Genomic DNA, 15,469 nt, shown 5'->3' on the forward strand with positions numbered 1-15,469 from the left:
AGGAGGCACACCTATGCAGCCAGCGAAGATTCCGATGTTTTGCAACGGCTGTCGGGCCTGTCTGGGCTTTGCGGTTTTCCAGGCAAAAGAAGATGCTGTGCCGGTCATTGCAGCCACGTCTTGCGGGTGAGGGGAGCTGGGAATGGAATTTCGCAAAGCGCCGGATCTGGTCGGGCGTTTGTCGCCGCAGACGATGATGCAGCAGGGCGCTGGGCTGCAGCGGCTGGCCCGGCGGGTGCTGGAATACGGGTTGCTGCCGATCTTGCTGCTGGCCGCCGGCATCCGCTTCTATGACCTGACGGCGGCTGCCATCTGGGGCGACGAGGGTTCCAGTCTGTTGCTCAGCCAGTATTCCCTGATAGAGATCTGGCGGCATGCCGCTCGCGATGTCCACCCGCCGCTGTATTTCATGCTGCTGCATGGCTGGATCGCACTGTTTGGCGACGGCATTTTGTCGGTGCGAATGTTCAGCGCCGTGCCGGGGATTGTCACGGTGGGGTTGGGTGTCTGGCTGGTGGCGCTGCTGGCAGGCCGACGAGCGGCGATTCTCGCCGGGGTGCTCCTGGCGTTGCTGCCCACCGCCGTGCGCTACAGCCAGGAAGTGCGCATGTATGCCCTGCTGGGCATGTTGCTGCTGGGGGCAAGCCTGGCCCTGGCGTACTGGGTACGCCAGCCTCGGCGCCGGCGCTACCTGCTGATCTACAGCCTGTTGTTGGCGCTGGCGTTCTACACCCATTACTTCACGGTGCTCTGTGTTCTGGCCCATTGGCTGTACCTGGCGCTATCGGGCGCCCGGGGCGAGGACGGTCGGCGGTTGCTTGGTCGGCCGGTCTGGTGGCTGGCCAATGCCCTGGTGGTGCTGTTGTACCTGCCCTGGGTTCCCGAGCTGCTGGAGCTGCTGCGGCACCTGGACGAGTTGAAGGTCGGTGGCGATGTGGGCTGGGAACCTGCGGTGACCTGGTCGTCCCTGCCGGCCATGGTCTGGCAGCTGTTGCTCCAGGACGAAGGCGATAGCCTGCCCTGGCCGCTGTTCGTGGGGTTGCCGCTGCTGATGCTGCTGGTCTGCCTGGTGCCCGCGTGGCGTGACGGCTCGCGGCCCCGGCTGGGTGGGCTGCTGGTCAGTTTTACCCTGGTGCCGCTGTTGCTGGTGTTTGCGGTGTCGTTCATTTCCCCGGTGTTCATCGAACGCTACCTGACGGCCTATGCCCTGGGCCTGCCGTTGATCGTGGCAATGGTCATCGACCGCTGGCTGCGCACCGCGCGACTGCTGGCCCTGGCCCTGTTGCTGGTCTTCGTGGGGATCGAAGCCCAGGGGCTGCGAAACAACACCGATGTCGACGTCAACGACCAGATCAGCGTGATGGTGGATTACGTCAACACCCACTACGCCCCGGGCGACCGCATCGTCATCAGCGACATGCTCTGGTACTTGAGCTACGTCTACTACAACCGCACCGATGCTCAGCCGTTGCTGTACACGCCGCCGTTGTCAGGGGGCGCCTCCGGCAGGCCGAACGCCTATGGTTTCGGCACCCTGATCGACCAACCGGATGAGGTCTACCTGGATCAACTGGGCTCGTTGCCGGTGGGCAGCGGTCGGGTCTGGCTGGTGGGTACCGACGATCAACCCGAGGAGTTCGCGCCCTTGCCGGCCGGCTGGCACACAGTCACCGAGTTCGCCGCAGGCAGCACCCGGGCCCGACTGTTTGTCATGTGCGCCTCTGTGGCAGCGCTATGCAGCTCGCGCTGAGTGCGTTGAATGCCGTTCGGAAGTTGCGCGGTGCGGCAACCCTGGCCCGACCTAGACTCATTTGAGGGAACGTCAACCTGCCGCCTCGAACCGGTTTCGGGGCACCGAGGTGCATCATGCGTATGGCAAGAACCGTGCAACGCAGCCTGGAGCTGGCGCATTGCGAATTTGACCTGATAACTCACCCTCACTCGGCCAGCAGCCTGGAGACCGCACGTGTGGCGGGGGTTCCCGCGCAGCGGCTGGCCAAGTCGGTGATTCTCGACGATCACCACGGTCACTACCTGATGGCGGTATTGCCCGCCAGCCGTCATCTGGATTTGAGCAAGGTCCGCGGCAGCGGTGAATGGCAGATCACCCGGGAAAGCACCCTGGCCCATCTGTTCAACGACTGCGAGCGCGGTGCGGTGCCGGCTCTTGGCGAATCCTACGGCCTGGATGTCGTCATCGACCCCTGCCTGACCCGGCAGAAAGACATCTATCTGGAGGCCGGCAATCACCACAACCTGGTGCACATGAGCATGGCTGAGTACCTGAAAATGGTGCCCCACGCCCAGGTTTGCGAAGTGTCTCACTGATCAGGAGTCAGACCATGGAATCACCGACCCACAATCTGCCGGCGCTGTTCAAGCAACTGGGGCTGGCCGATGACCCGGTGAGCATCGATCGATTCATCGCTACCCATTCCCCGCTGAAACCGGAGTTGCACCTGGCGGATGCGTTCTTCTGGAGCAAGAGCCAGGCGGATTTCCTGCGCACGGAACTGCTCGACGATGCGGACTGGGCGGAGGTGGTGGATCAGTTGGATGTGCTGTTGCGCAGGGGGCGAGGGGGCTAGCTCAGCGGTGGCCATTGGCGAGAAGTGTGTACCAGGGTCAGTATCCAGATCCTGTCTTGGTCGATCTGATAGACCAAGCGATAGCTGGGGTGGGGAATCAGCTCGCGGGTTCCGACCACCAGCCCCACAGATCCGATATGTGGATTGAGGATCAGGTGTTCGACGCAGTCGCTAAAGCGCCTGTCCATCTCAACGGCCGCCCTTGGGTTGAGGGCGTACAGGTAATCCCAGATGTCCGAGCGGTCCTTCACGGCTTCTGGAACCCAGGCGATGTTCATTCGAGCCTCGATGCCTTGGCGCGTCTGGCAGCGAACTCGGCTTCTATGTCTTCATGGCTGTGCCCGCGTTGAGCTTCCACCGAGGCTCGGGCGAGCTTAATTTTCTGCTGCAAAAATGCCTCGTACTCCCGGGATTCGTGCTGCTTCTGGACGAAATCGCGCATCATTTCGCGAATGATCTGCGAGGCCGGACGGTGGCAGGCTTGTGCTTCCGCCATGAACTGATCCCGCAGTTCAGTTTCGAGTTTCATGGTAAAGACGGCGTGCTTTGGCATGAGCGTTCTCCGCAAAAAGTCATGAAAAAGTATATACCTTTTCAGTATCTGCTCTGGCTGGAAGCGGATCAGCAGGATGCTTGGGCTGGGTAATTGTTACAAAACTTGACTGGATTTATCCGTGGATGCCATATTGATAGTTAGCAAACTAACAGTGTGCGAACCATCTAGTGTCCAACTCCCTTGAATCACTCCACATGAACATCAGCAGTGGCATGGTGGTCGCGTCCCGGCATTGGCGGCGTATCTGCCAGACCACCCTGGTCAACTTTGGCATCTCCGAAGCCTGTGCGGTGCCCCTGTTGATGATCGGGCGCCTGGGCGAGGGCGTGCGTCAGGTCACGGTGGCCCAGGCCGCGGGGATGGAAAGCCCGTCGCTGGTGCGCCTGCTGGATCAACTGTGCAGCGCCGGCTACGTGTGCCGCAGTGAAGACCCCAACGATCGCCGGGCCAAATGCCTGAGCCTGACCGACAGCGGCCGCGAGCTGGTGCACGCCGTAGAGAGCGAGTTGGTGCGCCTGCGCCATGAAGTCCTCGAAGGCATCAGTAGCAGCGACCTGGAAGCGGCACTGCGGGTGATTCGCGCCTTCGAGTCCGCCAGCCATGTACCGGTGCTGCCATCTTGAAAGGCTTTTTCACCGGCATGCCCCCCGCGCGGGACTGGTTCTACGGTGTACGCACCTTCGCCGCCTCAATGATCGCGCTGTACATCGCCATGCTGATGCAGATGCCGCGTCCCTATTGGGCCATGGCCACGGTGTACATCGTCTCCAGCCCCTTTGTCGGCCCCACCAGTTCCAAGGCGCTGTATCGGGCGGTCGGTACCTTTCTTGGCGCGGCGGCTGCGGTGCTGCTGGTGCCGATGTTCGTGCAGAGCCCCTATCTGCTGGTGCTGATCATCGCCCTGTGGACCGGGATCTTGCTGTTCCTGTCCATGCATTTGCGCACTGCCAACAACTACGCCCTGATGCTGGCCGGCTACACTTTGCCGCTGATTGCCCTGCCGGTGGTGGACAACCCCCTGGCGGTGTGGGATGTGGCCGAGGCACGAACCGAGGAAATCTTCCTCGGCATCATTTGCGCTGCGGTCATCGGCAGCCTGTTCTGGCCCCGGCGGCTGGCCCCGGTGTTCGTCGATTCCACCAGCAAGTGGTTCGCCGATGCCGCGCGCTACAGCCAGCGCTTCCTGGCCCGCAACGTCCAGCCTGAAGAAGTCAGCGCTTTGCGCACGTCGATGGTGGGCACCTTCAACACCCTGGAGTTGATGATCGGCCAGTTGCCCCACGAAGGCGCCCGGCCGCAGACGGTGCGCAACACCAAGGAACTGCGCGGGCGGATGATCAACCTGCTGCCGGTGGTGGATGCTCTGGATGACGCCTTGTACGCCCTGGAGCGGCGTACCCCGGAGCTGGTGGCGCAGTTCGCCCCCTTGCTGGCCAAGGCCGATGAATGGCTGCAAGGCACCGCCCGGGACGCTTCGGTGGAGCGCTGGCAAGCCCTGCGCGATGAGCTTGAAGCCCTGCAGCCGAGCGCCGAAGCCCTGGATGACCGGCACCAGTTGCTGCTGTCCAACGCCCTGTACCGCCTCGGCGAGTGGATCGACTTGTGGCAGGACTGCCGCAGCCTGCAGCACGCCATCCAGAGCGAAAGCCAGGACACTTGGCGCGCGGTCTACCGGCATTGGCGCCTGGGCCGGCTGACGCCCTTTCTCGACCGCGGGCTGATGCTGTATTCGGCGGGCTCGACGGTGCTCGCAATCATCGTCGCCTCGGTGCTGTGGATACTCCTGGGCTGGACCGACGGCGGCAGCGCGGTGATCCTCGCGGCGGTGGCCTGCAGCTTCTTTGCCTCCATGGACGACCCGGCCCCGCAGATCTACCGGTTCTTTTTCTGGACTGCGATGTCGGTGCTGTTCGCCAGCCTCTACCTGTTCCTGATCCTGCCCAACCTGCATGACTTCCCCATGCTGGTGCTGGCCTTTGCCGTGCCCTTCATCTGCGTCGGCACCCTGACGGTACAACCGCGGTTCTACCTGGGCATGCTCCTGACCATCGTCAACACCTCGTCCTTCATCAGCATCCAGGGCGCCTACGACGCGGACTTCCTGAGTTTTGCCAACGCCAACCTGGCCGGGCCCATGGGCCTGCTGTTTGCCTTTGTCTGGACCCTGATCGCCCGGCCGTTCGGTTCGGAGCTGGCGGCCAAGCGCCTGACCCGCTTCAGCTGGCGCGACATCGTCAGCCTCTCCGAGCCGGCAACCCTGGCCGAGCACCGGCACATGGGCGCGCAGATGCTCGACCGGCTGATGCAGCACCTGCCGCGCCTGGCCATGACCGGCCAGGACACCGGTGCCGCCCTGCGGGAGTTGCGCGTGGCGCTCAATGTCCTGGACCTGCAGGCCTACGCGCCACGGGTGCAAGGACAGGCCCAGACCCTGCTGCGCCGGGTGGTGGCCGAGGTCGGCGAATACTTCAAGGCCTGCCTCAAGGCCGGTGAGCGCCTGCCCGCACCCAGTGCGTTGCTGATGACCCTGGATCGCACTCGGCGAGCGCTCAACAGCCAGGGCCTGCAAGGCGACGACGAAACCCGCCTGCACCTGCTGCACGCCCTCAGTGGCCTGCGCCTGGCGCTGCTGCCGGGGGTGGAATTCGTCGCCACCGGCGAGCTTGAACAACCCCTTCCCCATGGCATTGATGGAGCGCCCTTGTGATCGGTGATCTGGATATCAGCGGGGTGTTTCTGCCCACGCTGCTGGTGCTGATGGGCATCACCTATGGCTTGTACCTGTTGGTGCACGGGGTGCTGACGCGCTTGCACTTTTATCGTCTGGTCTGGCACCGGGCGCTGTTCAACGTGGGTCTCTACGCGCTGCTGCTGGGCGCGGTGGACTCTCTCAGTCGATACCTGATGACATGAAAAAACCTTTATTGACCATTGGCCGTGTGGTCCTGACGTTACTGGTGGTGACCTTCGCGGTCGTGGTGGTCTGGCGCATGGTGATGTACTACATGTTCGCGCCCTGGACCCGGGATGGGCATATTCGTGCCGACATCGTGCAGATCGCCCCGGACGTGTCCGGGCTGATCCAGCAGGTGGAAGTGCGCGACAACCAGCTGGTCAAGCGCGGCCAGGTGTTGTTCAGCATCGATCAGGACCGTTTCAAGCTGGCCCTGCGCCAGGCCAAGGCCGCCCTGGCCGACCGTCAGGAAACCCTGGCCCAGGCCCAGCGCGAGGCCAAGCGCAACCGTGGCCTGGGCAATCTGGTGCCGCGCGAGCAACTGGAAGAGAGCCAGTCCCGCGAGGCCCGTGCCCAGTCGGCCCTGGCCGAGGCCCAGGTGGCGGTGGACAGCGCCCAGCTCAACCTCGACCGTTCGGTGGTACGCAGCCCGGTGGACGGCTACGTCAACGACCGCGCACCGCGGACTCAGGAATTCGTTACCGCCGGGCGCCCGGTGCTGTCGGTGGTGGACAGCAATTCCTTTCATATCGATGGCTATTTCGAAGAGACCAAGCTCGACGGCATTCATGTTGGTCAGGCGGTGGACATCCGTGTGATCGGCGACCGCGCGCGGCTGCGCGGGCATGTGGAAAGCATCGTCGCCGGGATCGAGGACCGTGACCGCAGCAGCGGTTCCAACCTGCTGCCCAACGTCAACCCGGCCTTCAGCTGGGTGCGGTTGGCCCAGCGGATTCCGGTGCGCATCGCCTTTGACGAGGTGCCGGCGGACTTCCGCATGATCGCCGGGCGCACTGCCACGGTGTCGATCCTCGACGATCAGGCCAAGCGGGAGCCCGGCCAATGAACAGCGGCGCACGTTTGGCCCTGGCCGGACTCGGCCTGCTGCTCTCGGCCTGTCAGATGGTCGGGCCGGATTACCGCCTGCCCAAGGACGCGGCGCTGCAACGCCAGGACCTGCAGGGCCAATTGACCGCCCAGGGCGCCAATGTGGTGTCGGCGCCGGTGCCCGCCGACTGGTGGCGCCTGTACCAGGACCCGCGTCTGGACCAGTTGGTGCAGCAGGCCCTGGCCTCCAACACCGACTTGCGCGTGGCCGCCGCCAACCTGGCCCGGGCCCGGGCTCAGGTGGATGAGGCCCAGGCCGCCGGTGGCTGGAGCGGTGGGGTCAAGGCCGGGGTCGAGCGTTTGCAGGAGTCTGGCGAGGCCTTCCTGCTGCCGGAAAAAGTGCCGGTGGCCAACGTCGGCAACCTGTCCATCAGCACCTCTTACCAGTTCGACCTGTTCGGTACCCTGCAACGCGGCATCGAAGCGGCCCAGGCCAATGCCGATGCCACCCAGGCGGCGGCCGATACCGCGCGCATCACCCTGGTGGCGGACGTGGTGCGCGCCTATACCCAGGTCTGCGCGGCCAACGAAGAGCGGGAAATCGCCGAACACTCCCTGCGCCTGCAAGCCCAGAGCACCGAACTGACCCAGCGCCTGCGCGATGCCGGGCGCGGCGACGAAACCCAGGTCACCCGCTCCCAGACCCAGTTCAAATCCCTGCGCGCCGAGTTGCCGCGCTATGAAGCCGCGCGCCAGTCGGGGCTGTTTCGCCTGTCGATGCTGCTGGCCAAACCGCTGGATCAACTGCCCGCCGGCACCGGCACGTGCGCCGAGTTACCGCACATCGCCCAACTGTTGCCGGTGGGCGATGGCGCGGCGCTGCTCAAGCGTCGTCCCGATGTACGGCAGGCCGAGCGCCAACTGGCCGCCGCCACCGCGCGCATCGGCGTGGCCACCGGGGCCCTGTACCCGGACATCAGCATTGGCGCGACGGTCGGCACCGTGGGCATCCTCGACAACCTCGGCAAGCCCTCCACCAACCGCTGGGGCTTTGGTCCGCTGATCAGCTGGACGGTGCCGGCCAACGGCGCCCGTGAGCGCATTCATGAGGCCGAAGCGGCGAGCCAGGGCGCCCTGGCCCATTTCGACGGAGTCGTGCTCAACGCCATTCGTGAAACCCAGACCGGCCTGGCCCAGTACAGCGCCCAGCTGCAACGCCGCGAGGCCCTGGCGGATGCCGAGCAGTCGGCGCAACTGGCGGCGGACCAGACTCACCGTTTCTTCCAGGCCGGGCGCGCTTCCTTCCTCGCCGACCTGCAAGCCACCCGTACCTACACCGATATGCGCGCGCAGCTGGCGGCGGCCAATACCCAGGTGGCGATGAGCCAGATCGATCTGTTCCTGGCCCTGGGCGGCGGTTGGGAAAGCGGACGAACGCAAGGCTCGCAACCCGCGAAACCCTGAGGCCGTTGCTATGCTTTGATCTGTTGGAAACGTCCTGCGTGCAATGGACTTTCCAGCCGATCAAAGCATGTGATGGTCATGGGGATTCCAATAATGAAAAACCCTTATGCTCCGGGCTTCTGGTGTGCGCTCTGTGCACTGGTGCTGCTGTCTGCCACCTACTTCTACGGCATCATGCTGGCCCACCAGATCGACAAGGCCATGGTGTTCCTCGACAGCGCCAGCGCGCTGATCGCGGTGTTGGCCATCGGTGTGGTGGCCTGGGCCTCGTGGCAAAGTCAGAAAATCAAGAAAAGACAGCTCGAACAGAGCAAGACCCTGGTGATGATCTGGGACACCAAGGTGGCTCTGCGCCGGGTTGAGACCGTGTTCGACCGTTACTTCTGGGGCAGCTACTGGCAGCCGGGGCGGACCTTCGCCGAAGTCATGGGCGAACTCACCGGCACCCCTCTGGAAAAGAGCCTGGAAGCCCTGAAAAAGCAGTGCATGCTGCTCGACAAACAGGCCGATGACGGCCATCACTGGCTGAGCAATGCCCGGGAACTGTCGGATGTCGCCACCGCCATGGCCCGGGAGCGATACCAGCTGGATTTCTGTGATCCCCGTGGCGAATCCCGTGGCAACAGCCCGGTGATCGATCGGGATTTCGAAGTACTGGTCTACACCTGGAGCGCCCGCCTGAAGAGCTTCGACCATCAACTCGATGCCCTGGAAGTCGAATATTCCTGAAATCCCTTCCCCCGGCCCTGCGGCAACCGCTACAGGGCCCGCTCCCCCGCGTTCCACGGTTTTTCACATTCAAAGATTGGGCTCGCGCTAGCCGCCAGTGGTAATCTGCGCCGGTTTTGCGCGGAGTCGAGCCGCAACCCGTCATGGGTTCAGGGAAGACGAGCACACCTTCAAACAACGGATATTGATCGGGTCAGACATGAATAAATCAGCAGGCGTACTGTTAGGAATCGTCGTCGCGGTAGGTGTCATCAGTGCCGGCGGCGCCTGGTACACCGGCACCAAGCTGGAAGGGGTTCTGCAGCAGCAGGTGGTTGAAAGCAACAAGGAGCTGCAAGCGGCGCTGATCGGCTACGACGCCACCGCTACCCTGGAACTGGTGTCCCTGGAGCGTGGCGTGTTCAGCAGCGACGCCCGCTACCGCCTCAAGACCGAGGGCGAGGTGTTCAACGGTGGGCTGGAACTGATGATCGCCGACCACATCGAACACGGCCCGCTGCCTTTCTCGCGCCTGATCCGTCTCAAGTGGCTGCCCGTCATGGCGTCCAGTCATTACCAACTGGAAAATAATGCCCAGACCGACAAGTGGTTTGCCGCCACCAAGGGCGCTGCACCGTTCAAGGGCGTGGTCAATGTTGGCTATGACCTGTCCGCCGAGGGCACTGTGGATTTCGCTCCGATGGAGCTGGCCCTGGATGAGCTGAACAACCTCAAGTTCTCCGGCCTGAACGCCACCTTCAGCGTCAGCGAAAACCGCCAGAAAGCCAAGGTCGACGGCTACATGGATAGCCTGAGCCTGTTCCTCAGCTCGCCAGAAAAAGCACCGCTCAAACTGGAAATCAACGGCCTGACCCTGGCCAGCAACCTGCAAAAGAGCAGCTTCGACTACTACCTGGGGCAGAACACCCTGGAGCTCACCAGCACCAAGGCCACCTTCGGTGACAAGCAGTCGGTGCTGACCCTGAAGAACTTCGAACAGAAGACCTCCAGCGAAGAAACCGGCAGCACAGTAGCGGGCCGCGCGGATTACCGAGTGGGCGAAATCGCCTTCGACGGCAAGACCGTGGGTTCGGCCGAGATGCTCTGGAGCATGAAGAACCTCGACAGCCAGGGCATGCTCGATCTGCTCCAGATCTACCAGACCGTGCTGCAGCCGTATCAGCAGGCGGCCAACGAGGCGACTGCCGAGGGTGAGCCGGCACCGGAACTGCAAATGAGCGACGCCCAGCAGGTCAAGGTGCGTGCCGCGGTAAACAAGGTCCTGGAAGCCAAACCACAGATCGCCCTGGAAAGCCTGGCATTCAAGACCGCTGGTGGTGAAAGTCGCTTCAGCCTGAGCCTGGACCTGGCCAAGCCGCAGAGCCTGGAACTGCCGCCGGCTGAGCTGGGCAAGCAACTGATCAGCCAGCTGGACGCCAAGCTGTCGCTGTCCAAGCCGATGCTGGCTGACGTCGCCGCCTTGCAGGCCCAGGCCGAAGGCCAGACCGACGCCAAGCAGATCGCCGAGCAAAGCGCCGCCACCGCGGAAATGCTCAGCGCCATGGCCCTGGCCACTCAGTTGGCCAAGCTGGAAGGCAATGCGGTGGTGTCGTCGCTGCACTACGCCAATAACGAAGTGAATTTCAACGGCCAGAAGATGACCGTCGAGCAGTTCGTGGGTTTTGTCATGAGCAAAATGGGCGGTGCTGGCACCCTGCAGTAAGCCCTAAGTGGGGGCGTCTCTGGCGCCCTCCGACCGCGAAGCCCAACGCCCGGCGCTGTTCAACAGCCCGGGCGTTTTGCTGTCCGGAGAGTGGTCGTCATGCAGTGTTTGCGCCTCAGTCCTGAGGAGGTAGGGCAGGCGTCGCTGATGGTTGAGCTGGCGCCAAGGGCGACTCATCTGTACTCGCGGGGAGTGGGATATTCCTGTTCTTGCGGAATCAGACTGTGGGCGCCGTCCAAATTACCTAGCTGAATAAGCCGATGAATCTCGTGAGCCAGGGGGGTGACATCAGTGATGCGTTTTATCCACTGGTTCACATACAACTGCACGGCCTCCTTGCTTAGGCCGATCTGGATCGCGCGGTGTTCCTGGGGCCGCAGGTACAGGTCACGCTCCGGGTCCCATTGAATGCGCACCGGTGACTGGTCTTTCAACTTCAACCACTCTTCTTTGCTCATGGACTCGTCTGCATGGCTCAGGCAGCCGTTGGCCAGGGCCCATTCAAAGCCTTCGCGGCTGATGTCGATGGCCAGGATGCGGGTCTGTCCGGCGTCTTTGTAGCCCCAGCCGGCGCGGTACATCATCCACAGGAAAGACGGCTTTATCCAGGTCATGCGCTCCATCTTGAAGGGCGGGGAGACGAAGGTGCCGTGGGCCAGGGCGGCATCGGCAATGCTGTCGGAGTAGGCCTGGTAGACGCGAATGGTGTCGGCGTCGTAGAGCGCGCGGATCTGGCGCTGGGGGAGTTCTGTTGCGGGTTTATGCATGGCATTTCCTTATGAAAAGCGGGCGGCCGGGAAGCCGCCCGGGGGTGTTTAGAGTTCGGCCTGCGGCCGCAGGCGCCGTGATGTCACATCCAGCAGATCACAGCCATCGCGCAGCAGGATGCTGCACACCAGGGTCAGTTCCTGCAAAACCACCGGTTCACTGCGCAGGCTCTCGGCGGCGAAGTTCTCCAGCAGTTGGGTCGCGGCGCGGATGCGAAAGGCTGCGGCGTCGTGCAGCACGTCGATGGGCGCCTGGGTGTCGATCAGCAGGGAAGGAATCAGACAGTCGTGGCCGGTTATCGGCATGTAGCGGTTCATGATCAGTTCTCTCTATTCCGTTAGTTGAGCGGCTGTCCACTTACCGTCGCCAAACAATAGGTGGCAGTTGTGCGCAGGTTGGCGAGCCGGCAATAGAGAAAACCGACAGACCCGAAGGTCTCCCACGCACAACCGCCATAGAGCAATCATGCGGGCGCAAAAAAACCTGCAAGCAGGTTGTTTGCATTCTCTATATGTCGGGTCGCCAAACCCGAGTCGCCATCTGGGCGACGGCCGGACTATAAGCCGCCGGCTTCCAGCGGTGCAAGGCAAGTGTGGCGGTGTCTTTTCCGAGAACGCTGTAGGGCTTTTTCCGTACACATCCATCCCGCTTACGACTGTATTTCCAGGTGTTTACCCAGGGCGTTTTTGGCGAACGCTCGGCTAGCCTGTATGTACATTTGTAAATACGAAATTGCTCATGTACTTTGAATGGGACGAGGCCAAGAACCACGCCAACCTGCTCAAGCACGGCATCGATTTCAACGATGCCGTGCTGATGTTCCAGCGTCCGGTGCTGTCCTTGCGCGATGAGCGCCTGGACTACGGCGAAGAACGCTGGGTCAGCCTCGGTTGGATCAGGACCCTGGTGGGCGTGGTGGTCCATACCGAGCGGCGGGGTCATGCGGTGCGCATTATCTCGGCGCGAAAAGCCACTAAACGGGAGGCTAAATATTATGTCCAACGGATCGAAAACTGACGGATCGAAAACGGATTGGGAGCGCCTGGCGAAAGCCGATGACCAGAGCATCGATACTTCAGATATTCCCGAGCTGGATGACGATTTCTTTCGCCGCGCCGAGGTGCACCTGCCGGGCAAGAAGGCCGTGACCATTCGCCTGGACGCCGATGTGCTGGAGTGGTTCAAGGGCCAGGGCGCGGGTTATCAGACGCGGATCAACCAATTGCTGCGTCAGTACATGCAGGCCCATCGAGGCTGAGGGCCTGCCGCGTCATGTCGGGCGCAGTGTCTGGCCGGCCGTGAACTGTGCTCGCGATCGCGGTTGGACTCTGAAATATTCATTTACAACTACCCCTGTCCTCAAGCTCAATCTCCCCGCGCCCTGCACGAAGGAGCGCGCTCTTTTGTGCAGGCTATAGTCCTCTGGCCCCCTGATCTCATCTGCAAAAGGTGCTTTCGTATGTCTCGCTTTGCCTCCCGCAATACTTGGCTGGCCGCTGGTGCCGTGCTGCTGTGCCTGCAGTTTCCCGTGCAGGCCCAGGAGCGTTTTACCCTGAACATCCCTGGGGTCTCGGATGACCGGCTGTTCACCACCGGCAATGCCAGTGATGCCAAGGGCTGTGGCGGGCACAACAACTCCCCGGCCCTGAACTGGACCGCAGGCCCCACCGGCACCTTGAGCTACGCCATCGTCATGCACGACCCGGACGGCGCCAAGGGCCAGGGTGTGGATCACTGGGTGCATTACGGCATCAAGTCCAGCACTCGGCAGATTCCCGCCGGAGCTGGCACCAAGCCGACTCTGGAAGGTGTGGGCGGCCTCAACAGCCGCAACGGTACTTCCTACATGGGCCCATGCCCGCCGGTGGGTGACAGCGCGCACCACTACATCATCCAGATCTACGCCCTGGATCTGGCGCCGGATGCCCTCCCTGCCGGGCTGACCCGGGCTCAGTTGCTGGAGAAGATCAACGGCCACGTGTTGCGCAATAGCAGTGTGGTGCGCCGTTACGCTCGCTGAGTGAATTTTTTTCCAGGGCTTAACCCGAATGGCTCAGGGGCTTCGTCTGAAGGGGGGAATGGATCATTTCTTCCCGAGGTCAGCCCCCATGTCCCTTCCCGTGCATTTCGTTCGTCCGGTCGCCCAGGGTTTCGCCGCCGGTCTGTTGCTGGCGGTTGCCGGCTGTGGTGTGTCGTCCAAGCCCGAATCCGCCGCCGGGTCGTCAACCCAGGGAGCATTGCCGGCTGCGCCTGAAGCGCAGTACGAGGCGCAACACGCCGATGCCGCCATGACCAAGCGCGTGGCGCATCCCATGAGGTTGTCGGCACCGATGCCGGCGCCCATCGCCGCCCGTGATTCGATCATGGCCGGTTACCGCGACGAGGCCCGTGAGCAGTACCAGAAGTTGCCGGACAACCCGATCCACAGCGTTGCCCAAGCACCGGTCTCTACCTTCAGCGCCGACGTCGATACCGGTGCTTATGCCAATGTCCGCCGCTTGCTCAACCAGGGCAGCCTGCCGCCGGAAGGCGCGGTGCGCCTGGAGGAGCTGGTCAACTATTTCCCCTACGATTACGCCCTGCCCAGCGACGGCTCGCCCTTCGGCGTGACCACCGAGCTGGCGCCCTCTCCGTGGAACTCCCACACTCGTTTGCTGCGCATCGGCATCAAGGCATCGGATCGTGCGGTGGCAGAGTTGGCCCCGGCCAACCTGGTGTTTTTGGTGGACGTCTCCGGCTCCATGGACCGCCGCGAAGGCCTGCCCCTGGTGAAAAGCACCCTCAAGCTGCTGGTGGATCAACTGCGGGATCAGGATCGGGTGTCGCTGGTGGTCTACGCCGGCGAATCGCGAGTGGTGCTGGAGCCTACATCCGGACGCGACAAGGCGAAGATTCGCAGCGCCATCGACCAGCTCACCGCCGGTGGTTCCACGGCGGGCGCCTCGGGCATCCAGCTGGCCTATCAGATGGCCCAGCATGGTTTTATCCACAAGGGCATCAACCGCATCCTGTTGGCCACCGACGGTGACTTCAACGTCGGCATCAGCGACTTCGACAGCCTCAAGGCCATGGCCGCCGAGAAGCGCAAGAGCGGTGTCTCCCTGACCACCCTGGGGTTCGGTGTGGATAACTACAACGAGCACCTGATGGAGCAACTGGCCGATGCCGGTGACGGCAACTACGCCTACATCGATAACCTGCGCGAAGCGCGCAAGGTGCTGGTGGACCAGCTCAGTTCCACCCTGGCGGTGGTGGCCAAGGACGTGAAGCTGCAAGTGGAATTCAACCCGGCCCAAGTCAGCGAATACCGTCTGCTGGGTTATGAGAACCGTGCCCTCAAGCGTGAAGATTTCAGCAACGACAAAGTGGACGCAGGGGAAATCGGCGCTGGGCATACGGTGACCGCGTTGTATGAAATCGTCCCGGCGGGCGAGAAGGGCTGGCTGGAGCCCCTGCGTTATGCACAGGCCAAGGCGCCGCAGCAGAGTGGCAAGAATGGTGAACTGGCGATGCTGCGGGTGCGCTACAAGGCGCCGGAAGGTGGCAGTAGCCGCTTGATCGAACGGCCGATCAGCGCGCAGCAGCCGGCTAAACTGGCTGAGGCCAGCCCCGACCTGCGCTTCGCCGCTGCGGTGGCGGCGTTCTCCCAGCAACTCAAGGACGGCCGCTACACCGGCAACTTCAGCCTGACCGACACCGCCAAGCTGGCCCGGGGCGCCAAGGGCGAAGATCCTTACGGACTGCGCGGCGAGTTCGTACAACTGGTGGAGCTGGCGCAAAGTCTGCAAACTCAGGCGCCGAAAACCCAGACGGAAAATGCTGCCCAGGCCGAGGCTCAGCCCGTGGACGTGAGCCAAGTGCAGAGCCGTCTTGAATAGACC

18 protein-coding genes are annotated in these 15,469 nt (G+C 62.9%); 14 read left to right on the forward strand and 4 right to left on the reverse strand.

Annotation, left to right across the window (positions count from 1 at the left end; translation table 11 throughout):
* Positions 1-142: 142 nt before the first annotated feature.
* From KHO49_RS01840 to KHO49_RS01850, 3 genes are all read left to right on the forward strand, one after another.
* A complete protein-coding gene (locus KHO49_RS01840) occupies positions 143-1,750 on the forward strand; it encodes a glycosyltransferase family 39 protein (protein ID WP_213664525.1) in 1,608 nt (535 codons plus the stop codon).
* 116 nt (positions 1,751-1,866) lie between these two features.
* Positions 1,867-2,328, forward strand: a complete 462-nt coding sequence (locus tag KHO49_RS01845) for an aminoacyl-tRNA deacylase (RefSeq protein WP_102882672.1) — start codon at positions 1,867-1,869, stop codon at positions 2,326-2,328.
* 14 nt (positions 2,329-2,342) lie between these two features.
* A complete protein-coding gene (locus KHO49_RS01850) occupies positions 2,343-2,588 on the forward strand; it encodes a DUF2789 domain-containing protein (RefSeq protein WP_102882673.1) in 246 nt (81 codons plus the stop codon).
* Here the strand turns inward: KHO49_RS01850 and KHO49_RS01855 are convergent.
* Positions 2,585-2,866, reverse strand: a complete 282-nt coding sequence (locus KHO49_RS01855) for a type II toxin-antitoxin system RelE/ParE family toxin (RefSeq protein ID WP_102882674.1) — start codon at positions 2,864-2,866, stop codon at positions 2,585-2,587. The two genes, KHO49_RS01850 and KHO49_RS01855, sit on opposite strands and share 4 nt — an antisense overlap.
* Positions 2,863-3,141 (reverse strand): antitoxin of toxin-antitoxin stability system, encoded by a 279-nt coding sequence (locus tag KHO49_RS01860; protein ID WP_102882675.1) that lies wholly within the window; start codon positions 3,139-3,141, stop codon positions 2,863-2,865. The genes KHO49_RS01855 and KHO49_RS01860 overlap by 4 nt, the downstream gene beginning before the upstream one ends.
* 197 nt (positions 3,142-3,338) lie before the next feature.
* On the opposite strand from KHO49_RS01860, the gene KHO49_RS01865 reads away from it, so the two are divergent.
* The 7 genes from KHO49_RS01865 (at position 3,339) to KHO49_RS01895 (ending at position 10,820) form a co-directional block, all read left to right on the forward strand.
* Entirely contained in the window at positions 3,339-3,767 is a 429-nt protein-coding gene (locus KHO49_RS01865; RefSeq protein WP_110595253.1) for a MarR family winged helix-turn-helix transcriptional regulator, read from the forward strand.
* Positions 3,764-5,851: an FUSC family protein gene (locus KHO49_RS01870; protein WP_213664526.1), complete on the forward strand. Its 2,088-nt coding sequence runs from the start codon at positions 3,764-3,766 to the stop codon at positions 5,849-5,851. Before KHO49_RS01865 ends, KHO49_RS01870 begins: the two co-directional genes overlap by 4 nt.
* Positions 5,848-6,057: a DUF1656 domain-containing protein gene (locus tag KHO49_RS01875; protein ID WP_011058538.1), complete on the forward strand. Its 210-nt coding sequence runs from the start codon at positions 5,848-5,850 to the stop codon at positions 6,055-6,057. Before KHO49_RS01870 ends, KHO49_RS01875 begins: the two co-directional genes overlap by 4 nt.
* Positions 6,054-6,944 carry an efflux RND transporter periplasmic adaptor subunit gene (locus KHO49_RS01880; protein ID WP_213664527.1) on the forward strand — a complete coding sequence of 297 codons (891 nt, stop codon included), beginning with the start codon at positions 6,054-6,056 and terminating at the stop codon, positions 6,942-6,944. The genes KHO49_RS01875 and KHO49_RS01880 overlap by 4 nt, the downstream gene beginning before the upstream one ends.
* On the forward strand, positions 6,941-8,389 hold the full coding sequence (locus tag KHO49_RS01885; protein ID WP_102882679.1) for an efflux transporter outer membrane subunit: 1,449 nt from the start codon (positions 6,941-6,943) through the stop codon (positions 8,387-8,389). The genes KHO49_RS01880 and KHO49_RS01885 overlap by 4 nt, the downstream gene beginning before the upstream one ends.
* A 93-nt stretch (positions 8,390-8,482) precedes the next feature.
* The gene (locus tag KHO49_RS01890) at positions 8,483-9,118 is read left to right on the forward strand and encodes an NADH:ubiquinone oxidoreductase subunit N (RefSeq protein WP_102882680.1); all 636 of its coding nucleotides are present in this window, start codon (positions 8,483-8,485) and stop codon (positions 9,116-9,118) included.
* 199 nt (positions 9,119-9,317) lie between these two features.
* Positions 9,318-10,820, forward strand: a complete 1,503-nt coding sequence (locus KHO49_RS01895; protein ID WP_110651256.1) for a YdgA family protein — start codon at positions 9,318-9,320, stop codon at positions 10,818-10,820.
* A 173-nt stretch (positions 10,821-10,993) separates the two neighbouring features.
* Here the strand turns inward: KHO49_RS01895 and KHO49_RS01900 are convergent, their stop codons facing one another.
* Both KHO49_RS01900 and KHO49_RS01905 read right to left on the reverse strand, forming a co-directional pair.
* The gene (locus tag KHO49_RS01900; protein WP_213664528.1) at positions 10,994-11,587 is read right to left on the reverse strand and encodes a DUF4291 domain-containing protein; all 594 of its coding nucleotides are present in this window, start codon (positions 11,585-11,587) and stop codon (positions 10,994-10,996) included.
* Positions 11,588-11,635: 48 nt separating this feature from the next.
* Positions 11,636-11,905 carry a hypothetical protein gene (locus KHO49_RS01905; RefSeq protein ID WP_213664529.1) on the reverse strand — a complete coding sequence of 90 codons (270 nt, stop codon included), beginning with the start codon at positions 11,903-11,905 and terminating at the stop codon, positions 11,636-11,638.
* 421 nt (positions 11,906-12,326) lie between these two features.
* Between KHO49_RS01905 and KHO49_RS01910 the strand changes: the two genes are divergently transcribed.
* The 4 genes from KHO49_RS01910 (at position 12,327) to KHO49_RS01925 (ending at position 15,466) form a co-directional block, all read left to right on the forward strand.
* Positions 12,327-12,605, forward strand: coding sequence for a BrnT family toxin (locus tag KHO49_RS01910; protein ID WP_102882683.1), 279 nt, complete (start codon positions 12,327-12,329; stop codon positions 12,603-12,605).
* Entirely contained in the window at positions 12,583-12,846 is a 264-nt protein-coding gene (locus tag KHO49_RS01915; protein WP_110595261.1) for a BrnA antitoxin family protein, read from the forward strand. The genes KHO49_RS01910 and KHO49_RS01915 overlap by 23 nt, the downstream gene beginning before the upstream one ends.
* A 201-nt stretch (positions 12,847-13,047) precedes the next feature.
* On the forward strand, positions 13,048-13,608 hold the full coding sequence (locus KHO49_RS01920; RefSeq protein ID WP_102882685.1) for a YbhB/YbcL family Raf kinase inhibitor-like protein: 561 nt from the start codon (positions 13,048-13,050) through the stop codon (positions 13,606-13,608).
* 88 nt (positions 13,609-13,696) lie between these two features.
* Complete coding sequence (locus tag KHO49_RS01925) at positions 13,697-15,466, forward strand: vWA domain-containing protein (RefSeq protein WP_213664530.1); 1,770 nt, start codon at positions 13,697-13,699, stop codon at positions 15,464-15,466.
* The last annotated feature ends 3 nt before the right edge of the window (positions 15,467-15,469 follow it).

It is taken from the genome of Pseudomonas sp. RC4D1 (assembly GCF_018390395.1).
In the GTDB taxonomy this organism is placed as follows: domain Bacteria; phylum Pseudomonadota; class Gammaproteobacteria; order Pseudomonadales; family Pseudomonadaceae; genus Aquipseudomonas; species Aquipseudomonas danubii.